At 61.7% G+C, this 18350-nt stretch carries 12 protein-coding genes; all 12 read right to left on the reverse strand.

What is annotated here, in order from left to right; genetic code table 11:
- Positions 1-24: 24 nt before the first annotated feature.
- The 12 genes from RYC18_RS12855 to RYC18_RS12910 all read right to left on the reverse strand — a co-directional run bounded on the left by RYC18_RS12855 (position 25) and on the right by RYC18_RS12910 (position 18334).
- The gene (locus RYC18_RS12855) at positions 25-1164 is read right to left on the reverse strand and encodes an alginate O-acetyltransferase AlgX-related protein (RefSeq protein ID WP_316886199.1); all 1140 of its coding nucleotides are present in this window, start codon (positions 1162-1164) and stop codon (positions 25-27) included.
- Positions 1165-1175: 11 nt separating this feature from the next.
- Entirely contained in the window at positions 1176-2591 is a 1416-nt protein-coding gene (locus RYC18_RS12860; protein ID WP_316886213.1) for an MBOAT family protein, read from the reverse strand.
- A gap of 18 nt (positions 2592-2609) precedes the next feature.
- Positions 2610-3284, reverse strand: a complete 675-nt coding sequence (locus RYC18_RS12865; protein ID WP_002556138.1) for an alginate O-acetyltransferase AlgF — start codon at positions 3282-3284, stop codon at positions 2610-2612.
- A complete protein-coding gene (locus RYC18_RS12870) occupies positions 3281-3946 on the reverse strand; it encodes an SGNH/GDSL hydrolase family protein (protein WP_002556137.1) in 666 nt (221 codons plus the stop codon). The genes RYC18_RS12865 and RYC18_RS12870 overlap by 4 nt, the downstream gene beginning before the upstream one ends.
- A gap of 15 nt (positions 3947-3961) precedes the next feature.
- Positions 3962-7858: a cellulose biosynthesis protein BcsC gene (locus tag RYC18_RS12875; protein ID WP_316886200.1), complete on the reverse strand. Its 3897-nt coding sequence runs from the start codon at positions 7856-7858 to the stop codon at positions 3962-3964.
- Positions 7834-9045 (reverse strand): cellulose synthase complex periplasmic endoglucanase BcsZ, encoded by a 1212-nt coding sequence (gene bcsZ, locus RYC18_RS12880; protein ID WP_057401301.1) that lies wholly within the window; start codon positions 9043-9045, stop codon positions 7834-7836. Before bcsZ ends, RYC18_RS12875 begins: the two co-directional genes overlap by 25 nt.
- A 3-nt stretch (positions 9046-9048) precedes the next feature.
- Positions 9049-11310: a cellulose biosynthesis cyclic di-GMP-binding regulatory protein BcsB gene (gene bcsB, locus RYC18_RS12885; RefSeq protein ID WP_316886201.1), complete on the reverse strand. Its 2262-nt coding sequence runs from the start codon at positions 11308-11310 to the stop codon at positions 9049-9051.
- 14 nt (positions 11311-11324) lie between these two features.
- A complete protein-coding gene (gene bcsA, locus RYC18_RS12890) occupies positions 11325-13544 on the reverse strand; it encodes a UDP-forming cellulose synthase catalytic subunit (RefSeq protein WP_316886202.1) in 2220 nt (739 codons plus the stop codon).
- A complete protein-coding gene (gene bcsQ / locus RYC18_RS12895; RefSeq protein WP_057404068.1) occupies positions 13541-14680 on the reverse strand; it encodes a cellulose biosynthesis protein BcsQ in 1140 nt (379 codons plus the stop codon). Before bcsQ ends, bcsA begins: the two co-directional genes overlap by 4 nt.
- 283 nt (positions 14681-14963) lie before the next feature.
- Complete coding sequence (locus RYC18_RS12900) at positions 14964-16154, reverse strand: murein transglycosylase A (RefSeq protein ID WP_005733959.1); 1191 nt, start codon at positions 16152-16154, stop codon at positions 14964-14966.
- Between the two features lie 225 nt (positions 16155-16379).
- Positions 16380-17621 (reverse strand): phospholipase D-like domain-containing protein, encoded by a 1242-nt coding sequence (locus RYC18_RS12905; protein WP_057404067.1) that lies wholly within the window; start codon positions 17619-17621, stop codon positions 16380-16382.
- A gap of 62 nt (positions 17622-17683) precedes the next feature.
- Complete coding sequence (locus tag RYC18_RS12910) at positions 17684-18334, reverse strand: MotA/TolQ/ExbB proton channel family protein (RefSeq protein WP_057404066.1); 651 nt, start codon at positions 18332-18334, stop codon at positions 17684-17686.
- Positions 18335-18350 lie beyond the last annotated feature (16 nt).

An 18350-nucleotide genomic window follows, 5' to 3' on the forward strand; every position in this document is an offset into this window, starting at 1 on the left:
GCGTCAGGTGCGAATTTGATAGCGTTATGGCCGAAGGTTGATCACCTCATAAACCGTTTGCAGATCCCGCTCCGGGATTTCCCAGATCAGCAGCTTTGGCGGGGTCTGGCGAAAGGCCGGGTTGTCGAAATAGACGTTGGCTGCACCCGAGAACTCGCCGCCGTCCCTGGCGAAGCTGCCGATCGGTGCGCCGAGTTCGCGCTGTAGAAAACCGGTAAAGCCCGAATTGCGTGAGAACGATGTGCCGATCAAGGCGATGCTGGGCAGGTTGCTGTCGCCAAACAGGTCGTCGAGGTTGTCGCCGCCTGACGCTGCTTCACTGGCAAGCTCGGTGACTTGCGTGGCGGCTACGCTTTGCGGCGCGGGTTGCAACGACAGCGGTAGCCAGTCGAGACCCGCTAAACGCACCAGATCACCGGGGCGCTCGGCAATCGGGGCGGTGCTGGTTTGAAACTGCCGTTGCGGAGTGGCCTGAAAGCCGGCTTTGCTCAGGTGCAGTGCCAGCGCTCTGGCGGCCGCGTTGGCACCGCTTTCGCTCCAGTGTGTGTCGGTACGCAGGTAGGCTGTGTCACCCAGCGGTTGCAGGGTAGTGGTCAGGTCCAGCGTATCGACACCGGCGTCCTTCAGGCTGTTGGTCCATTGCACAACACGGGCCTGCTGCACCTCGGGGCGATAAAGCCCGCACAGTTGGGCTGCAGCAATGCGGCTTTTGTCTGGCACCACGGCGACCAGCAGGTCGATGCCGCGCTTTTTCAGGCTGCGTTGCACATCGATGACCGCCTGCGCCTTGTGTTGCGCATTGGCCTGCGCGTCGCGATTGAGCCTGAATTCATCGGTCAGGAACAGCCAGCCCGGACACCCCTGCCGGACCCGCGGACCGGTGTCGTGAAACAGCAACCAGCTTGCGCCACGCTCGATATTCGCTGCGCGCTGCGCCAGAAAAGTCCCTGACAGCTGCTTGGCCAGTTTGTGAGTCACCTCGCCATGCAGCGCTGCATCGAGGGTCAGGGGGTTGGGCAGCAACTCGACCTTGCCGCTGGCCAGCAGCATGCACGAGGCCAGCAATCCGACGCCGATGAAAGCCACCAGCGTGATTCCCGCCACGCCACAGGTGCGCACGGCCAGTTCGCTGGGCGGAGGCGGTACAGCAGACGGAGCAGTCATGGCCACTGACCTCAGAACTGGAAGTAAAGAAAAGGAACTGTCTCGCGGCTGGCAATCAGCGCGAACGACAATAGAAAGCCGGCCACCGGCCACAATGCGGCGCCCGCTACGAACAGAGGGTGGCTGGCGAAACGCTGCTCAACGCGAACCTGCAACAACGGCGCGAGCACACAAGCCACGCCCAGCAGCGCCGCCATGCCGTGCGCCGGGCGCAGGGTTACGGCCAGTGCATCGCCCAGCTCCAGGCCATGCAGGCCGAACTGTCCGGCATACATGGTCAGCGCAGTGGCAAAGTCCGGGGCGCGGAACAGCGTCCAGGCGAGGCACACAAACAGCAGCGTCAACACGTGCGCCAATGGTTTGGGAACAGTGGGCAGGCTGGAGCGCGACCAGGCGCGATCCACGCACAGCGCCACGCCATGTGCCGCGCCCCACAACAGGTAGTTCCAGCTGTCGCCGCCATGCCACAGACCTGCGATGGCCATGGTCAGAAACAGGTTGCGATAGGTGTTCCAGACGCCATGCCGGTTGCCGCCCAAGGCAATGTACAGGTAGTCGCGCAACCAGCTGGACAGCGACAGGTGCCAGCGCCGCCAGAAGTCCTGAATGCTGCTGGCCAGGTACGGCCGGTTGAAGTTTTCGGGAAAGTGAAACCCCAGCATCAGCCCAAGACCGATGGCCATGGCGCTGTAACCGGCAAAGTCGAAGAACAGTTGCAGCGAGTACGCCAGACAGCCGATCCAGGCATCGGCCAGCGACGGCTCGGGCAAGTGAAACGCCACATCGACCAACGGTGACAAGGTGTCGGCCACCAGCACTTTCATGCTCATCCCGATCATGAAACGGCGTGCGCCTAGGGCGAAATTCAGGCGGTTGAAACGGCGCTGCACCAACTCGCGGCGCACCCAGTCATAGCGGATGATCGGCCCGGCAATCGAGTGGCCGAACATCGAGATGTAGGTCGCGTAATTGATGAAACTGCGCTCGACCGGCACGGTGTGCCTATGTACATCCACTAGATAGGAAATCGCCTGCAACACGATGAACGACAGCCCGGCCGGTAACGCCACGCGCTGCCATTGCAGCGGCATAGCTCCGTAATACGTGATCAGCTGATTCCAGCTGCCGGCGACGATGTTGGCGTATTTGTACCAGCACAGCACGGCGGTGTTGAACACGATCAGTGCCACCAGCAGACGCACCCGCCCTGTTGAGCCTTGCCGCGCCCGATCGACCAGCAAACCGCCGACCCAGGCCACGATCGTCAACACGATGTGCAGGCTCAGAAACAGCGGGCTCAGCCAGCCGTAGAACAGCCAGCTGCCGATCAACAGAACGACGTTGCGCCACGCCGCAGGGCTTGCGGCATAGGCCAGCAAAAAAGCCGGCAGGAACACCATCAGAAACTCGAGCGAGGCGAATACCATAACGACCACAGAACCCGATCAGTTGGACAGCGTGTCCGTGGCCGACAACAGGCGCGGTCCGGTGGCGGACGGCACCAGCAAAACGCTGTAGCGTTCACCGGCCTTGAGTTCCCCCAGATCCAGCGGTGCGCCGACAGTGGCGTTGGCGCAAACCAGCTGTACCGACAGGCTCACCGGATTGATCGAGCGGCGCTGCAACGTACCGGTCGGGATCGCCTTGAACAAATCAGCCGTGCGACCGGCAGGACGCAGGCTTGCCTCCACACAACCGGCATCCAGACTGAAAAACGCCAGCGAAGCCTTCAAACCGTTGAAATCATCAGGCTGCTCACGCACTGTCACCGGCGCAAGGCTGCCATCAGCCTGCACGGTGAGAACGACGGTGGCGAACTCGCCCGGCTCGACGCTGACGTCCATCGGCAGCTTTTTCTCACTGCTGATCAATGTGCCTTTTATCGAGCTGCTGGCCTGCACCGCAAAGAACAGCGACACCGGTTTTGCCGCGTCCAGTTGCAACGGTGCCTGGCCTTCCCGGGCAACCACTTGCAGCGGCGCGGCAGTGGCATTGACGAAGCGAATGAACGCCGAATCCTGCGCCGGGCCTGTCGGGTACAGGGCGATGTCGGCCGCCTGCGCTTGAGCACCGATCAACAGGGCCGCGACGCTAGCGGCCATCAGGCGCAGGGCGATCATTGCTTCGCTCCGGCTGCGCTGACGCTGGTGACCGGGAGTTTGCCCAAGGCATCGCCAATCGCGGTGCCCCAGGATTTATAACCGGCGACGGTAAAGTGCTGACCGTCGGTGGTGATCCATTGTCCCGGTTTGGAGAAACTCAGCGAGTCGATGTACGTGCAGGGCGCCACGTTGCTGGCCAGAAACTGCGACATCAACTGGGTACGCGCATCATTCTTCTGGTACATGCCGCCCACCTTGCCCCACGCAGGGCCGACCCAGGCGCACTTGGTGCCGGTGGCCGCAATCGCCTTGGTCAGGCCGGTGACACTTTGCCATGCCCAGGCCTTTGGAAACGAAGGCTTGTCATAGGAAGCCATTGTGTCGCCGATCACGATCACCACCAGATCAGGCTTGTCGGCCGCGATCAGCTCGCCGATGGGCGTGGTCGTGGCGTCACGTCCCTTGATGACGATCTTGCCGTTGCCTTTTTGCTCGGCCCCGCAATCGACCTTTTTGGTGATCAACCAGTCACCGGCACTCGCGCCACAGGCACCGATCGAATGCACGATAGCGCCCTGCCTGGTCAAGTTGTCGTGCAGCGGTTCCATCAGATGATCGGCCAGACTCATGTGGCTTTCTCCCAGGACCAGAAGGGTCATACCGGCAAGAACGGAAGGCATCGAATTCTCCAGAAATCAGTTGGAATAAGGTGAACGGTAAGAGCTGACCGGCAGTGCCATCGGGCCGGTCATGTCCTCAAACATGTAACGCAGGTAAAGCGCGCCGCTGAACTGGCGATAGTCGCGGGCATTGTCCAGGCCCAGATTGGCCCCCATGAACAGGCTGGAATCGAGCTTGTACTCGCCTGCCGCGCTCAGGTTGTAGCCAATTCCGGTTTTGCTCTGGCCTGTGTAGCGCTGGCCGGACGCGGCCTGCAGCGTGCTGTCGTCGGGGAAGAATTCGGCACCGTCCTGCTTGAAGTGCTGGACCCCGACCGAACTCTTGACCTGATAGCTGAAACGCTCGGTGCGCTGTGCCCACATGACCGGCACGCCGATGGCATAGAAGCTCTGCGGGCTGAAATAGCCACCATGGCCGTAAGTGAAGTAGCTCTGGTCATTGTCATAGCTCATGCCCATCAGGCTCAGGCCTGCGGTCAGCTTGCTGTCCTCGGCATTGCGCAGGTACCAGTAAACGCCGCCACCCACTTCGCCTCGGGTGTTGGATTTCACGTTGTTGCCGACCAGTTTGTGCCACGAGCCGTAGCCATAACCGCCGATGGTCTGGTCGTCATAGCTGATCTGGCCACGCCCGCCGTTGGCCGTGACGCCGCCCCAGGACAGGCCGCTGCGCTCGTCGGTGGAACCGGCAAACGAGGTCACGCTGTCCGTCACCGGACGCCGTGACACGTTGAGGCCGTAGCGCAGGTCCGGGTTGTCACCCAACGGCCGGTCGACACTCGCGCCACCCGCGACCGTGGTGTATTTGAAGCCCATCGGCGTGGTGCCGATATCGGCCTTGAGGCCTTCTTCGGGGCGCTCGAACGCTACCGCCAGACCGACACCCTTGTCGCTCTGCGAACCTGCAGCACCGCTGGTGCCACCGCCAAAACGGGCACTTGCATCGGATTTCACGCTGCCAGCATTCAGCGACACCGGCGTGACGCGCACGGCCACCCGGTTATCACCGGCAGGCACGTTGATCTCAAGCGGAGTCTCGACCACGGTCAGTTTGCTCAGACCCGACTCGCTGTTATTGCTGCGTACGCTCAGGCCCTGACTGACGAAGCCACTGCGCTGCTCAAGAATACGATTGAGCGCCTGCTGCGCGCTGCTGGCCTGATCGCGGTCGGTGGCTGCCATGAACGGATTGCCGCGCACGCTTTGCGCACGTGCGGCAGACAGCGGCTGTTGTGCGGCGATCTGGCCGGGGTAAGCCGTGTCACGCGGTGCAGATGTTTCAAGCGCATTGCTTGTTTCAAGTGCCCTCCCACCGCTCAACGATACCTGAGCCGGGGCGGGAATCGCCGAAGCCGCCGCCAGGCTACGTGAACCGCCCGCCGCAAACGGGTTGGACGACGTTATGCTGGTCGGCACAGCCTGCGCAGCCATCGCGCGCTGCTTTTCACTCTGTTCGATGGCCACGGCCTTGCGCAGCAACTCGGTGGCCGCGCCAGTCTGCCCCATGCTCTGGTAGATACGTGCGGCTTCGGTCAGGGTCTGCGGGTCGTTGCGCTCCAGTTTTCGGAACTGGCTCAGGGCTTTTTCGGCAAAGCCATAATCATGCGCTTTGACCGCCGCATCAGCTGCGCCCAGCAGCACTTGCGGGTCATTGGGCTGACGCTGCAACAACGGTTTGTACAGCTCGAACGCGCGAGCGCTGTCGCCATTGGCGGTGTACATCCGGGCGAAGGCCGACACCGCCTGAATGTCGTTCGGGCGCTGCGCCAAAGCCGGTGCCAGCGTGTCGTACGCGCCCGCCAGATCACCACCCTCACGCAGCAGATCGGCCTGGCGAATGCGGTAGCGGTACAAAAGGTCATCGAAGCGTTTGCGGGTCTGCGCGCTCATCGGCTGACCCTGCACGTTGCGCAGGATCGCATTGACCTGCACATCATCACCCGCTGCGAGCAGCAGACCGGCGTATTGCAGCATCAGATCGGCCGACGGCGCCGGGGCCTGAGCGATGGCGGCAAGGGCCATTTCCTGACCGCGCGCGGGCTCGCCCGCATCAATGTAAGCGTTGGCCAGCGTGAGTTGACGCTCCGGGCTGCCGCTGGCGACCGGTTGCAGGCGATCGAGCAGCGCCAACGCTTCCTGGCGCTGACCGCGCCGGGCGATGCCGATGGCCAGATTGATCTGCACGGTCATGGTGATTTCGTCAGCGAGCGCTTTCATGTCCGGCGTGCGCTGATCCACCGGGATGCGCGCAAACGTGGTTTGCGCGTCCTGCCACTGGCCCATTTCCACCGACAGCAGTGCGCTGGTGTAGAGCGCATCGATGTTATTGGGCTGGGCCTTGAGCAGCTCGTCGATCAGCACGCGCGCCTTGGGCGCTTCGTCGGTCTTGAGGTACAGGCGCGCCAGGTCAAAACGCGTCCAGACATTGTCCGGGTCGCTCTTCACCGCGTCTTTCAAGGCCGTCTGAGCAGCGCGAACATCGCCACGCTGCTCGGCCAGACGCGCCACTTGTGTGGAGCGCAGCGCCTTGAAGCGACCGCTGTCGCCCAGTTTGGCCTGTTCGCCCGGCGACAATGTGTCGAGCAGGCGTAGCGCTTCATCGGCCTGACCACGCTGGCCCAGCACGTTGATCAGCCCGCGTATTGCTTGCGGATTGCCGCGCTGGCTCGCGAGCACCTGACGATAGCCTGCCTGCGCGGCGTCCAGTTGCCCGGCCTGCACCTGCACGTCGGCCAGGGTCAAACGCACGTCGATGTTGTCAGGGTTTTCCCGCTGCGCCTGCGCCAGCAACGCTTGAGCCTTGCCGGTCTGCCCTTTGGCCTGTAGATCACGGGCTTGTTGCAGCGAGGTCCAGAGCTGTGCGTTTTCCAGCGCGTTTTTCCAGCGCGCACCGCCCGGCTGGCGCGTGGCGCGGGTCAGCAATTGTTCGGCTTCAGGCAGCCGGTTCTGCTGCTGACGCACCACGCCCAGGCCGCCCAGCGCGTCGACATCGTCCGCCTTGATTTTCAAGCGGGCGGCAAAGGCTTCTTCGGCCGCCGCGTGATCATTTCTTTCCAGCGCCTTCAAGCCACGCGCCACCAACGGGTCCTGCTGCCAGCCTGAGGCAGCGCCGCTAGTGTTCTGCTGGCGGCCCTTGTTCAACTGGTCGCGGATTTCCTGATCGTCGGGATGAACCTTGAGAAACGCGTCGAACAGTGGCACTTGCGCAGCCGCAGGCGGGCCGATCCAGACCAGCGCCATGCGCCAGCTCTGATCCGCATCACCGGCGATGTCCGGGTGAGTGCTCAGGCGCGCCAGGGCGGCGATGCCTTCGGCGCGGCTGTCTTCGCGGCGGGCCAGGTGCTTGGCGAAGAACAGCGCCAGAATCGAGTCGTCCGGGTTCTGCCGCATCAGGCGTTCAAAGCCCTTGCGCGTTTCGGGCCAGTCCGCGCTGTTGAACCCCAGGTTGGTGTAGTACTCGCGCCCGATCGTGCCCTCGGGCAAACGGCCGTTGAACAGTTGGCGAAAGACCCCGGTCGCCTTGTCGCGCTCACCGGCATCGGCGAGGCGTCGGGCCTCATCCAGCAAGGCCTGATTCTGCGGCTGAGCGAGGGCGATGTCCTGCTCCAGTTGCACCGCCTGCCAAGGCACTGGCGACAGCGCTTGCAGGCGCGTCAGGTAAGTTTGCGCCTGTTGCGGTTTGTTCTGTTTGACGCCGATCAGGCCCATGCCATACAGCGCTTGCACTTGATTGGCGTCGATCAACAGGACTTTCTGCCAGATTTCGGCGGCGCGCACTGCGTTTGAGCGCGCCTGCCAGTACTGGCCCTGCTCGATCAGTTGCGCCTCAACTGTGGTGCCCTGGGCATGAGAAACGCTGGCTGCAATTGCGGCAACCAACCCGATGACTAACGTGTGGCGGCGCGCGGGCATGACGTCTCCCATGACAATTTGAGGGTCCCGTCTTCACGGAACTGATAGCGTTTTTCGACCCAGCCCAAGGCAAACAGGCTGAGCATGAGGTTGTAATAGGCAGGTTCGGTGCGATCTGTCGGGTCGCGGGCCAGCGCCGTGCTGACGCCTGCTTCGACCCTGCGCTGCTGCTGTTCCGCCAGCCACGTCTGGCCCTTGGCCTGGAAGTACGGCAGCAACGCTGCCGAGTAACCAAACGGAGCCTGGCCCTGGCTCATGCCACTCATCACCTGGACTTTTTCCGGGGGCGTGCCGCTGGAGGCCGTGCTGACCGCCATGCCGTCGAGACGCGCCAGCAAGCGCGCGGCCAACGGGTCGGACGCAGGCGTCATGCCCGCCCAGAGGTAGACGCGAATCGCGTCATAGCTGCCCAGCTCGCCGGTGACCGGATCGACCACGAACAGCCCGGTTTTCGGTGATGTGCCGCGATAACCCACCCAGTCGGCGATAAAGCCTTTCGGGCTGGATGCGTCGATCAGTTTTGCCGTGTTGTCGGCGATTTCCTTCCACGGGCCAGCCGGTTCTTCCTTGGCCAGACGCCGTAACAGCGGCACCGGCAGGTAACTGGCGTTCAAACGCCATAAGTGGTCAGGCTGCACGAAACCTTCCGGGCCGGGCAGGAGCATCTTGCCCAGCCCCGGCAGGTTGACCACCAGCCGTGATTCAACGGTCTTGAGCAGCGCCAGCGCATCGTTTCGATACGCCGGGTGCTGCCAGATGCGGGCGGCTTCCAGCAGCGCATAGATGATCCACAGGTCGGCGTCGGACGCAGAGTTGGCGTCCTGCAGTTTCCAGCTGCCATCTTCGCCCTGCCCCCACAACCAGCCGGGCAGGCGTGTCCTGGGGTCGGCGCCGGTCATGTTTTCCGCAGTCCACGTCCACAGCGTGTCGAAGCGCTCGCGATCATTGGCCACCAAGGCGAAGAGCATGCCGTAGGACTGGCCTTCGGAGGTGCTGTGGTTGGCTTTCAGGCTGGATTCGAGCATACGCCCGTCGGCCTGCACGTAGCGCGTGGCGTAGTCCTGCCAGAACGGCCAGGCCGGGCTGTCGCAGGTGCTGGCCGCAAGAACCGGCGTCAGCGTCGCCGACGCCAGCACACCGGTCATCCAGCCAACAGCGCGGCGCAAATTGATTACCAGGGCCGGCATGATTTATTCATGCTCCAGTCGGCGTTTGGCAAGCGAACGCAGGGTCAGGTAAGCCACCCCGGTGACCAGCACCACACCCACGGCGACTACCAACAACAACCACAGCACGTTGCGCGACATCAGCCACTGCACGTATTTGATCGGCCCAAGATCACCGACGTAGTAATTCTGTTCGGCAACCAGTGCTTCGACGGAATCGCCGCGCACCACCACCAGACTGCCCTGAACCTTGTCGCTGTTGCTCAGCGCACGGGCCACGTCGCTCATGCCGCCGGGTTGGCCACTGGAGATCAGCACCACGCTGCGGCCTTTTTGCAGCGGCGATTCGAAGCCGGTCAGGAAGGTGCTGCGCGCATCGCTGGAGAACGCCATCGCCACCCGCGCCCGACGCAGGTTTTCATCCGGGTCCGGGCTCATCCAGTCACGCAGGCGGAACGCCAGATCGGAAAGTTCGAAGCTCTGCTGCTGACCGTTGCCGGAGGTCGGCAGGCGGTTGGCCCACAGGTTGAGCAACGGCTGATCGGGCCCGGAAGACATGACCAGAATGTCTTTGTCGGCGGCGCTGGCGATCTGTGCGGCCTGCATCACTGTGACGCCGGTCGCCGGGTAACCGGTGGACTCACCAAAACGACCCAGCACGTTCAGGTACGCGCTGATGTCTTCGGTACTCGGCTGGTCAGCCAGCACCACCGCCGTTTGCGACAGGTCAGCCAGACGCGTGAACGGGAAACCCGAGTCCTTGAACACACCCAGGTTGGGCATCGCCATGAAGTGCTCGTAGCCGCTGAAATCCAGCGTTGATTCCGGGTCGATGCTGCCGCGCATGTTGTCAATGATGATGTCGCCACATTCGCCCTGCTTGAGGTAATCGAACATGTAACGCAGTTGCAGACGCGATTGCAGCGCCACCGAATTGAGCGGCAGGTACACGTGCGCTTCACGGCTGACCGTGTCGTTGCCACCGGTCAGCCGGGCCAGGATCGAATTGCTCAGATTATCGATCGACGGCAGCGGCTCGGCCTTGATCAGGGTGTCGTTGAGGCTGACCATGATCGACGAATTGTTGGAGCGCTCCTGAGGTGTGTAGCGGTATTTGAGGTTCAGCGGCACACCGTCTTCGCGCCAGCTGAACAGGTCCGGCGGCAGGTTCAGCGGCACAGTGATGTCACCCGGATCGTAACCGGACACATTCAGTTTGTTGGCAGGCATCAGCTCGCCAAGCTTGATCGGCCGATCACTCGGCAGCCAGTTCGGCGCGTCATAAGGCTTACGCGGCGCGAGCATGTCAACCCGTTCGATCAACGCACTGCTGCCGACCAGGCTCTGCCCGCCGACCACCAGCGCGTTGACCGCTTTTTTCAGCTCGGCGGAATTACGCCCGGTGATCACCAGCAACTTGCCGTTCGGATCGTTGGGGTGCGTCACCATCGTCAGAGTCGGGCCTTTTGCCGCAGGCATGGTCAAAGCGCCCAGTTGCAGCGGACCGTCGCCTTTGAGCAATACCAGCGCATTGCCCTTGGCCGGCAGTTCGTTGAAGTGCGCCGGGAAGCTGGCCATGCGCGAGCGGGTCTTGGCCGCACCGATCCACGAAGCCAGCGCACCGGCGGCTTCCAGCGTGGCGTTGTCGGGTGCCGCGCCCATCACCACCGGCAGGTTTACGTCACGGTCATCGCGACGGTCGAAGAACGGCAGCGGCAAAATGGCCAGATCGTTGGGCAACGCGAACGGCGTCACGCGGATATCCAGACGCGTGTCGTTGTTGATCCGCGCCCACAGGCTGGAATGCTTGGGGTCTTCGCAGCTCATTGTGTAGTGGCCGATGAACTGCAGGTTCAGGCGGTTGAACTCGGTGATCATCTGCGGTGGAATCTCGATCACCTGAGTCTGCGGCTTGCCTGCGCCCTCTTTGGGCAACGGCAGGGTGGCTGCGATTTCGTCGTTGATCATGACGTTGATCTGCGACAGATCGGCCAGTAATGCCGGTGAGTAGCTGTAACTCAGGGTCAGGCTTGCGCCAGTTACCACCTGATCGGCACGCACGTTGAAGTTGACGCTGTCAGTGGCGTCCACGCCGCGCAGGCTCATGGGGTAATTACGCCCCAGCTGTTTCAGCGTCACGCTGTAACCAAGAGCATTGTTTGCAGCGGTTGTTTCGGCTGCTTTTGCGACACCCCCCGTGGAGAGCACGGACAACGCACAGGCCAACAAAGCCCATGAGCGGCGAACGGCGAACCGTTCGGCACCGATAAAATACCGTTTAGTCATGACTACTCAATCCATCAGTTTGCAGTAGGTGGGGAGGTTTTTTTACGTGTGGGTAACAGTCGGCCGAAATCCTTGCGGGTGGCCTTGAGCAGCTCGACGACGCCACGAACGCCGATATGGCTGACTTCGCGCAGCGCGGCCAGCGGCGTATCCGGTTTGCCACGCCCCCAGGTCGATGCCCAGGTATCGGCCCGCCCGAACGTCAGGCGTACCAGTTCGCTCTGCTGGCGCAGTGACAGATCATCGAAACGGGTGCCCAGATAGCCATCGCGGCAGAACATGACCGTGGCGGGGAAATGGCTGGTCTGCGCACCGCGATACAGCGACACCGTAATGCTGTCGCCACTGTCGATACCGGCATCGGCAGGCAGGACAAGCCCCAGGCCGGTCTGCGAAAAGTCCTGCGTCACAGCGTTGAACACCACGCCATCGGCGCGCGTGACACGAATCGGCAGTTTGGCCTGCACCCGCGGTTCAGTGCGCACCTGGCGGATCTCGCTGGCCACCGCAATCGCGGCGCTGGTGATGATGATGTTGTAGATCGTCCAGGCCATGTTGATGATGATGGTCAGGGTGATCGCATCGTTGTTCCAGCCCAGTTGATACAGGCTGTAGATACCGAGCGCGAAAACCACGGCGTTGAGCGTCAGCAGCACGATGTAGGGCCGCGCCAGCGTCCAGTCAAAGAACTTCTCCTCGACCACGCCGCCCTTGTCGGTAACGTTGAAACCACCGAACTTCGGGTTGATCAGCGCCATCAATACCGGGCCCATGATGTACCAGGCCAGCACGGCCTCGTAGACCTCGTTCCAGAACGAATGGCGGAAACGCCCCTGAATCCTGGAGTTGGTCAGGCTGGCGTGCGCCAGGTGTGGTAATACGTAAGCGGTGATCATCAGCGCCGAGGCGTGCATGACCTCGGCACCGAACAGCAGGTAGGCCAGTGGCGCAGTGAGAAATACCAGACGCGGCAAGCCATAGAAGAAGTGCAGCATGGAGTTGGCGTAGCACAGCCGCTGGCCTATCGACAGGCCCTTGCCCAGCAACGGATTGTCAGTGCGAAAGATCTGCGCCATGCCACGCGCCCAGCGAATGCGCTGGGCCACATGGCGCGACAGGCTTTCGGTCGCCAGCCCCGCCGCTTGCGGGATTGCCAGGTAAGCGGTGTTGTAACCGGCGCGGTTGAGCTTCAGCGCGGTATGCGCATCTTCGGTCACGGTTTCGGTGGCCACGCCGCCGATTTCCAGCAGCGACGAACGCCGTAGCACTGCACAGGAACCACAGAAGAAGGTCGCGTTCCACAGGTCGTTGCCGTCCTGCAACAGGCCGTAAAACAGCTCGCCTTCGTTGGGCACACTGCGGAATGTATCGAGGTTCTTTTCAAACGGGTCGGGCGAGAAGAAAAAGTGCGGCGTCTGCAGCATCGCCAGTTTCGGGTCCTTGAGGAACCAGCCCATGGCGACCTGCAAAAAAGAGCGGGTCGGCACGTGGTCGGCATCAAACATGGCGATGTATTCGCCATCGGTGGACTTGAGCGCTTCGTTCAGGTTACCGGCCTTGGCGTGGTAATTGTTTTCACGGGTCAGGTAGCCAACACCGATCTGCTCGCAGAACTCGCGAAAGTCTTCTCGGCGGCCGTCATCAAGTACGTAGACACGCAGTTTGTCTCGCGGCCAATCAATGGACTGCGCCGCAAAAATGGTCAGTTTGACGATGCTCAGCGCTTCGTTGTACGAAGGGATAAACACATCCACAGTCGGCCACTGACTGGAATCGCTCGGCATGATCACAGGCTTGCGGTGCAGCGGCCAGGCGGTCTGCACATAACCCAGCACGATGACGATCAGCGTGTAGAACTCGGCGACGATCAGCCCGTAGCCCAGCAGGCTGTCCAGCCAGTTATCGAAATCAAGAGTCGAGGTCAGCCGCCAGTACATGTACCGAAACGACGCCAGCAACGACAGCGTCACCAGCGCCAGCACCGAAATGCGCCCCGGCATCTTGCGAATCACCAGCATCGCGGCAAAACAGGCCAAGGCAAAAAAGCACTGCGCGTAGAGGTCCAGAGGCACGGTGACGACCAGCGCCATCAGCAGCAGGCCGACAACAATGGCCACGGTTTTCAGTGCGCGGCGCAGGGTTCTGGACTGCTGGCCGAACCTTGCCGACAAAGCATTCAGCCACAGCGATGAGCGCGTCCGGGGTGGGGACACGTCGAGCGACAGGTTAGTCATGACAATCGGGTCTCTTCTACGTCCTGAGTCAGCAGTTTGGTGATCAGCAAGTGACTCAGCACGCGCAGGTCATGAGTGCCTGGGGAGGCGCTCGGAACCTGTACCGCGTTGTGTCCGTAAGCCAGCGCTTCTGCGAGCGCGTTATCCTTGTGCACGATGCCCAGCAAACGCCCGCCAAGACGCTTTGCCATGACATCGCGCATGTCGCGACTGAACGTGCGCGATGCATCGAACTGATTGATGACGTAATGACAGACCGGCGGCTGCGGACCGGCCAGCACAGGCTCAAGCCAGCCCTGCATCTGGTCCAGCGTCAGGTAGCACGCCGCATCGGCGGTGAGCACGACCAGCACTTGGCTGGCGGCATTCAGTGCCTGTTCCAGCATGAGCAAATCACCACACGGCACGTCGAGAACCACCACGTCGCGCGCACTCAATTGCATGCGCGCAATCTGGCGAACCAGCCAGTGCGCGTCACTTTCCTGAAAACGCTCCAGAGAACGACGCTCGTCAAGCTGCAGCGCGCCATACGCCAGCAACTGCGTGTCAGCAGACCCGCTCAGTAACAGGGCCCGCCAGTTCTCGCCGCTCAGGCTGGCACCACCGAGGCCTGCCACATCCGGGCTGGCGTTGAGATGGTGCTGCAAGGCGTTTTGCGGGTCGAGGTCGATGGCCAGCGTCTGCCCGCCTGGCACTTTGACCAGGCTGGTCAGCGCCGCGCTCAAGGTGCTTTTACCCACCCCGCCTTTGGCTGACACCACCGCGATGACGTGTGCCGGGGTTCTGGAAAGTTGGCCTTTGCCCATCGACTGAGCCAGTGCCTCGTTGTTACGCGCCTGCGCCTCGGCCTGCCGCGCCTGAGCAGCCTCGGCGAGCAGTTTCGCCAATGTGTCAGCGGCTATGCGCCTGGTTCTATCGGGCGCTATCAAATCAGGTGCAGTCGAGTTGTTTTGCGCCAGCAGCGTTGAACAAGGTTGCTCAAGAGACGGCTGAGAGGTCGCGCGTTGCAGTGCAGCAGACGGGGTTCTGGAGACAGACGATTCCTGATAATCCAGGCTGTTGTCTATCTCCAGATAACCGTCAGAGCTCGCGCCGAAACGTTGAAACAGATTGGCCACATCGTCAGCACGACTCATTCTGTACGACCTCAAATGGGGCCGCCAAGCACACCCCCTGTGAAAAAGCGTTAATACCAATGTGTAATGTCATTGTGACAGTGTCAAGAAACCGATATATGACGTCCACAATTTACCGATAAGCGGTAAATTACTCGTTTTTTCGACATTTTATTGGCGTTAAAAAATTGTTGATCTGGACACAATCGGCGGCAAACGGGGCTGAATCGAGGGTTTTTCGCACCAGCAGCTATATATTCAGTGGATCGGATATATAGCCGCTAATGGGAAGGGTCGAATTAAATCAGTGGCCAGCGGGCGCAGATACTGCATCGACAGTCTGCGGCAACGCCATACCCTTGGGCCACAGCAACCAGATATTGCCTTTCTGTTTCATGTCACCTGCCAGCTTCCCGGCCTCATCGCCAGTGCCCCAGAACAGATCAGCGCGCACTTCACCGGCAATCGCACCGCCCGTGTCCTGCGCCGCAACCGGGCGCACCACGCTGCTTCCATCCGGCCGTGTGGTGGAGAGCCAGAGCAGACTACCCAGAGGAATCACCTTGCGATCGATGGCTACGCTGTAGCCCGGTGTCAGCGGCACGTTGAGCGAGCCGCGCGGGCCTTCATTGCTGTCGGGGTTACGGGCAAAAAACACATAGCTGGGGTTGCTGGCCAGCAACTCGCTGACCCGCTCCGGATGCGCTTTGGCCCAGGCTGCGATGCTGCCCATGGTCACGTCTTCCTTCTTCAACTGGCCCTGCTCCACCAGCCAGCGACCAATCGCGCGATAAGGGCGGCCGTTCTGATCGGCATAGCCCAGACGCAGCTGCGAGCCATCCTCCAGACTCACCCGCCCGGAGCCCTGAATCTGCAGGAACTGCACATCCATCGGGTCGGTCAGCCAGGCAATCACCGGCGCATTCAACCCCTGCGCGTTGATCGTCGCGGCATCGTCGTAAGGCTTGAGCACCCGCCCCTCAAGCCGACCGCGCAAGCGCTTGCCCTTGAGTTCGGGATAAATGCTGTCCAGATTGACCACGATCAGATCGTCCGGAATGCCGTAAACCGGCACGTTAGCCGTGGCGGTCTGAGTCAGGCTGCCAGGGTAGACAGGCTCGTAATAACCGGTGATCAGGCCATCGGCACTGCCGCCATCAGCGCGCAGGCTGTAGACCTGCAACTGGCTCTGCAAAAACGTACGGATCTGCGCCGCATCCGGAGCCGCCACAAGGCTGCCCGCCGCCGCACAGGTCGGTCCCCACACGGCATCAGCCTTCAGGCGAACACACGCACTGCGCCATGAGGCAAACCCGGCTTGCAAGTCGGCGTCCGACACGGCTGGCAGCGCGTCCCAACCAGCCTGGCTATAAGTGGTATGCGGCGGTGCAGGCGGCGTCACCGGCTTATCGGACTTGTCACACGCGGTCAGCAGGGCAGCCAGCGGCAAAGCCAGCGCCAGCCCACGGAACCATGGCTTGAAAGAGAGCATCATCAGCAGCAATCCTTTTACAGCCCACAGCAGGCTGGAGGGTAAAAGGCGTCATTGTGGCTGAAGCGGACAGAGGGGCCTAGTGGGAAGCTTCATTCATCACCAGAGTCGGGCATAGCGCTCCTCGCCAGACCTGTTCCGTCCAGACCCAGACGCATTCTGATTGTCGATACAACCCGCCATGCTTAACGCCCGGCGTCGCCCTTCCGGCTGCTGGCCTGCTTACTTTCAAGGCCGGCCCGGATGCGGTTCCGGGTAGTCGCGGTTGATGTCGATTGGTTTGGCGTACGGCCCGTCCCATAGCTGCTCATGCAGAGCGCCGATGCGCTTGGCCATTGTGCTGTCGTGCATCACCACTTCCAGGTTGCGCGAGTTGTCGAGGTAGCCGCCGAGCCAGTTGCTGGTGCCGACCCATGCGACCTGATCATCAATGTCCATGGTCTTGCTGTGGATCACGCGGGCATACGGGATGAACCCCTCGGCGGCTATGGGCAGCGTGACGATGCGCACCTGCACGTTGGGCACCAGGGCCAGACTCTTCAAATAGGCAACTTCGGGCATGCCTGTGTTCCAGTCCGACACCATGAGCTTGATCGAAACGCCACGAGCGGCGGCGCTGCGGATGGCGTTATCGATGACCGCATAGTAAGGCCGGGTTTTGTCAGGCCCGTAGGACAAGGGCGCGTAATCCAGTAACTGGACGCGAACCTCGCGGCTGGCTTGCGCCAGTAAACGCGGCAGCTCGGCCTGGGAGTCGAGTACGCCGGGCGGGTTATAGCGCTGCGGACTGGCGACCAGATAGTTGCCAGCGGGCAAAGCGTTCTTGTTCGAGTGTGGCACCGGAATCGGTTTGCCTTCGGCGATGGCGGCCTGGGCTAGCCAGTCCTGATCGAACACGGCCTGCGTCTGGCGCACGACATTCGGCTCGTCGATGCGCAGGCCGGTTTCATGGATGTGCTCCAGAGAGCGCCAATCGAAATTCTGACTGCCTATGAACGCCTGCCGGCCATCCACGACGATGAATTTGGCGTGAATGATGCCGCTGCCCGTGAGCTTTGCGTAGGGCAGTACGCGCAAGGTGAGATTGGGTATCGCCCGCAACCGTTCAAGGGTCTGCGGATCGGACATTTTCAAGCCTTTTTCTTCCAGCAGAAAACGGATTTTCACCCCGCGCTGCCCCGCTGCCGTCAGGCTTTCAAGCACCTTGTCCATCACCGAGCCAGCCTGGTCTGCGGCATAGAACTGCTCGATATCGATACCCTTGCGGGCACCATCGAACAGCTCGCGCCAGACCTCGCCGGGCGCTCGCAGGTCAGGCGTCTGCAGGTCGGTTCCGAGCGGAACGGTGTGTACCAGCTCGAAACCTGGAATAGCGAAGTCGGCCTGAGCAAACGAACTCGTCAGCAGTAACGCTGCGATCACGGCGCGGGAGCGTGCAAGTACCCTACGACCTGGAAGATTAAAGAACATGCGGGCCTCATCGCCGGACACAGGCAGGATGGCGCATGCCAAGGGCACACGCCGCAGGTTGATCAGGCAGTGCGGTATTTCGGTTGGACCGGGGCAGCCGAATGCTCGGTTTCATCCTGCACCTGTGCGCCGCTGGAAGCGCGGATCAACAGGATCTTGAGTTGATCGTTGATGCGTTCCAGGCTGTCCTGAAAGTAGTTGTGGAAGACCACGCAGAACAAGGCGATGGCAATACCCAGCCCGGTCGCGAACAGCGCCGTGCCGATACCGGCAGAAATCTGCCCGGGATCGGACACCCCGGCACTGGCCAGCGCCTTGAACGTGTCGATGATGCCCAGAATGGTGCCCAGCAACCCCAACAGAGGTGCAGCGGTAGTGATGGTCTCGATCAGCCAGAGGCTGCGGGCCAGCGGCGCGCGAGTGCTCAGATACTGGGTTTCGATGACATCATCCAGATCCCTGCGCGAGCCCTGAGCATTTTTTTGCGCAAGCACCGGCAGGACCATGCTCAGCGGCAAACCGGCCCGGCGTATCAGCGCCTCCGGCAGGTCCTTTTCACTGTGCACCGAAGCACTGAGTGCCGTTTGCAGCGCCCGTGCCTGACGGCGTACGTAAGCAAAGTAGATACCCCGTTCGATCGCGACAAAGATCGCTACCGCGATGGCGGCGTACATCACATAGAAGGTGATGTCGTGAAGCTGATTCATGTCCATGGCACAGACCTCTGGT

This window comes from Pseudomonas syringae group sp. 247E2 (assembly GCF_032587795.1).
GTDB classification, from domain to species: domain Bacteria; phylum Pseudomonadota; class Gammaproteobacteria; order Pseudomonadales; family Pseudomonadaceae; genus Aquipseudomonas; species Aquipseudomonas amygdali.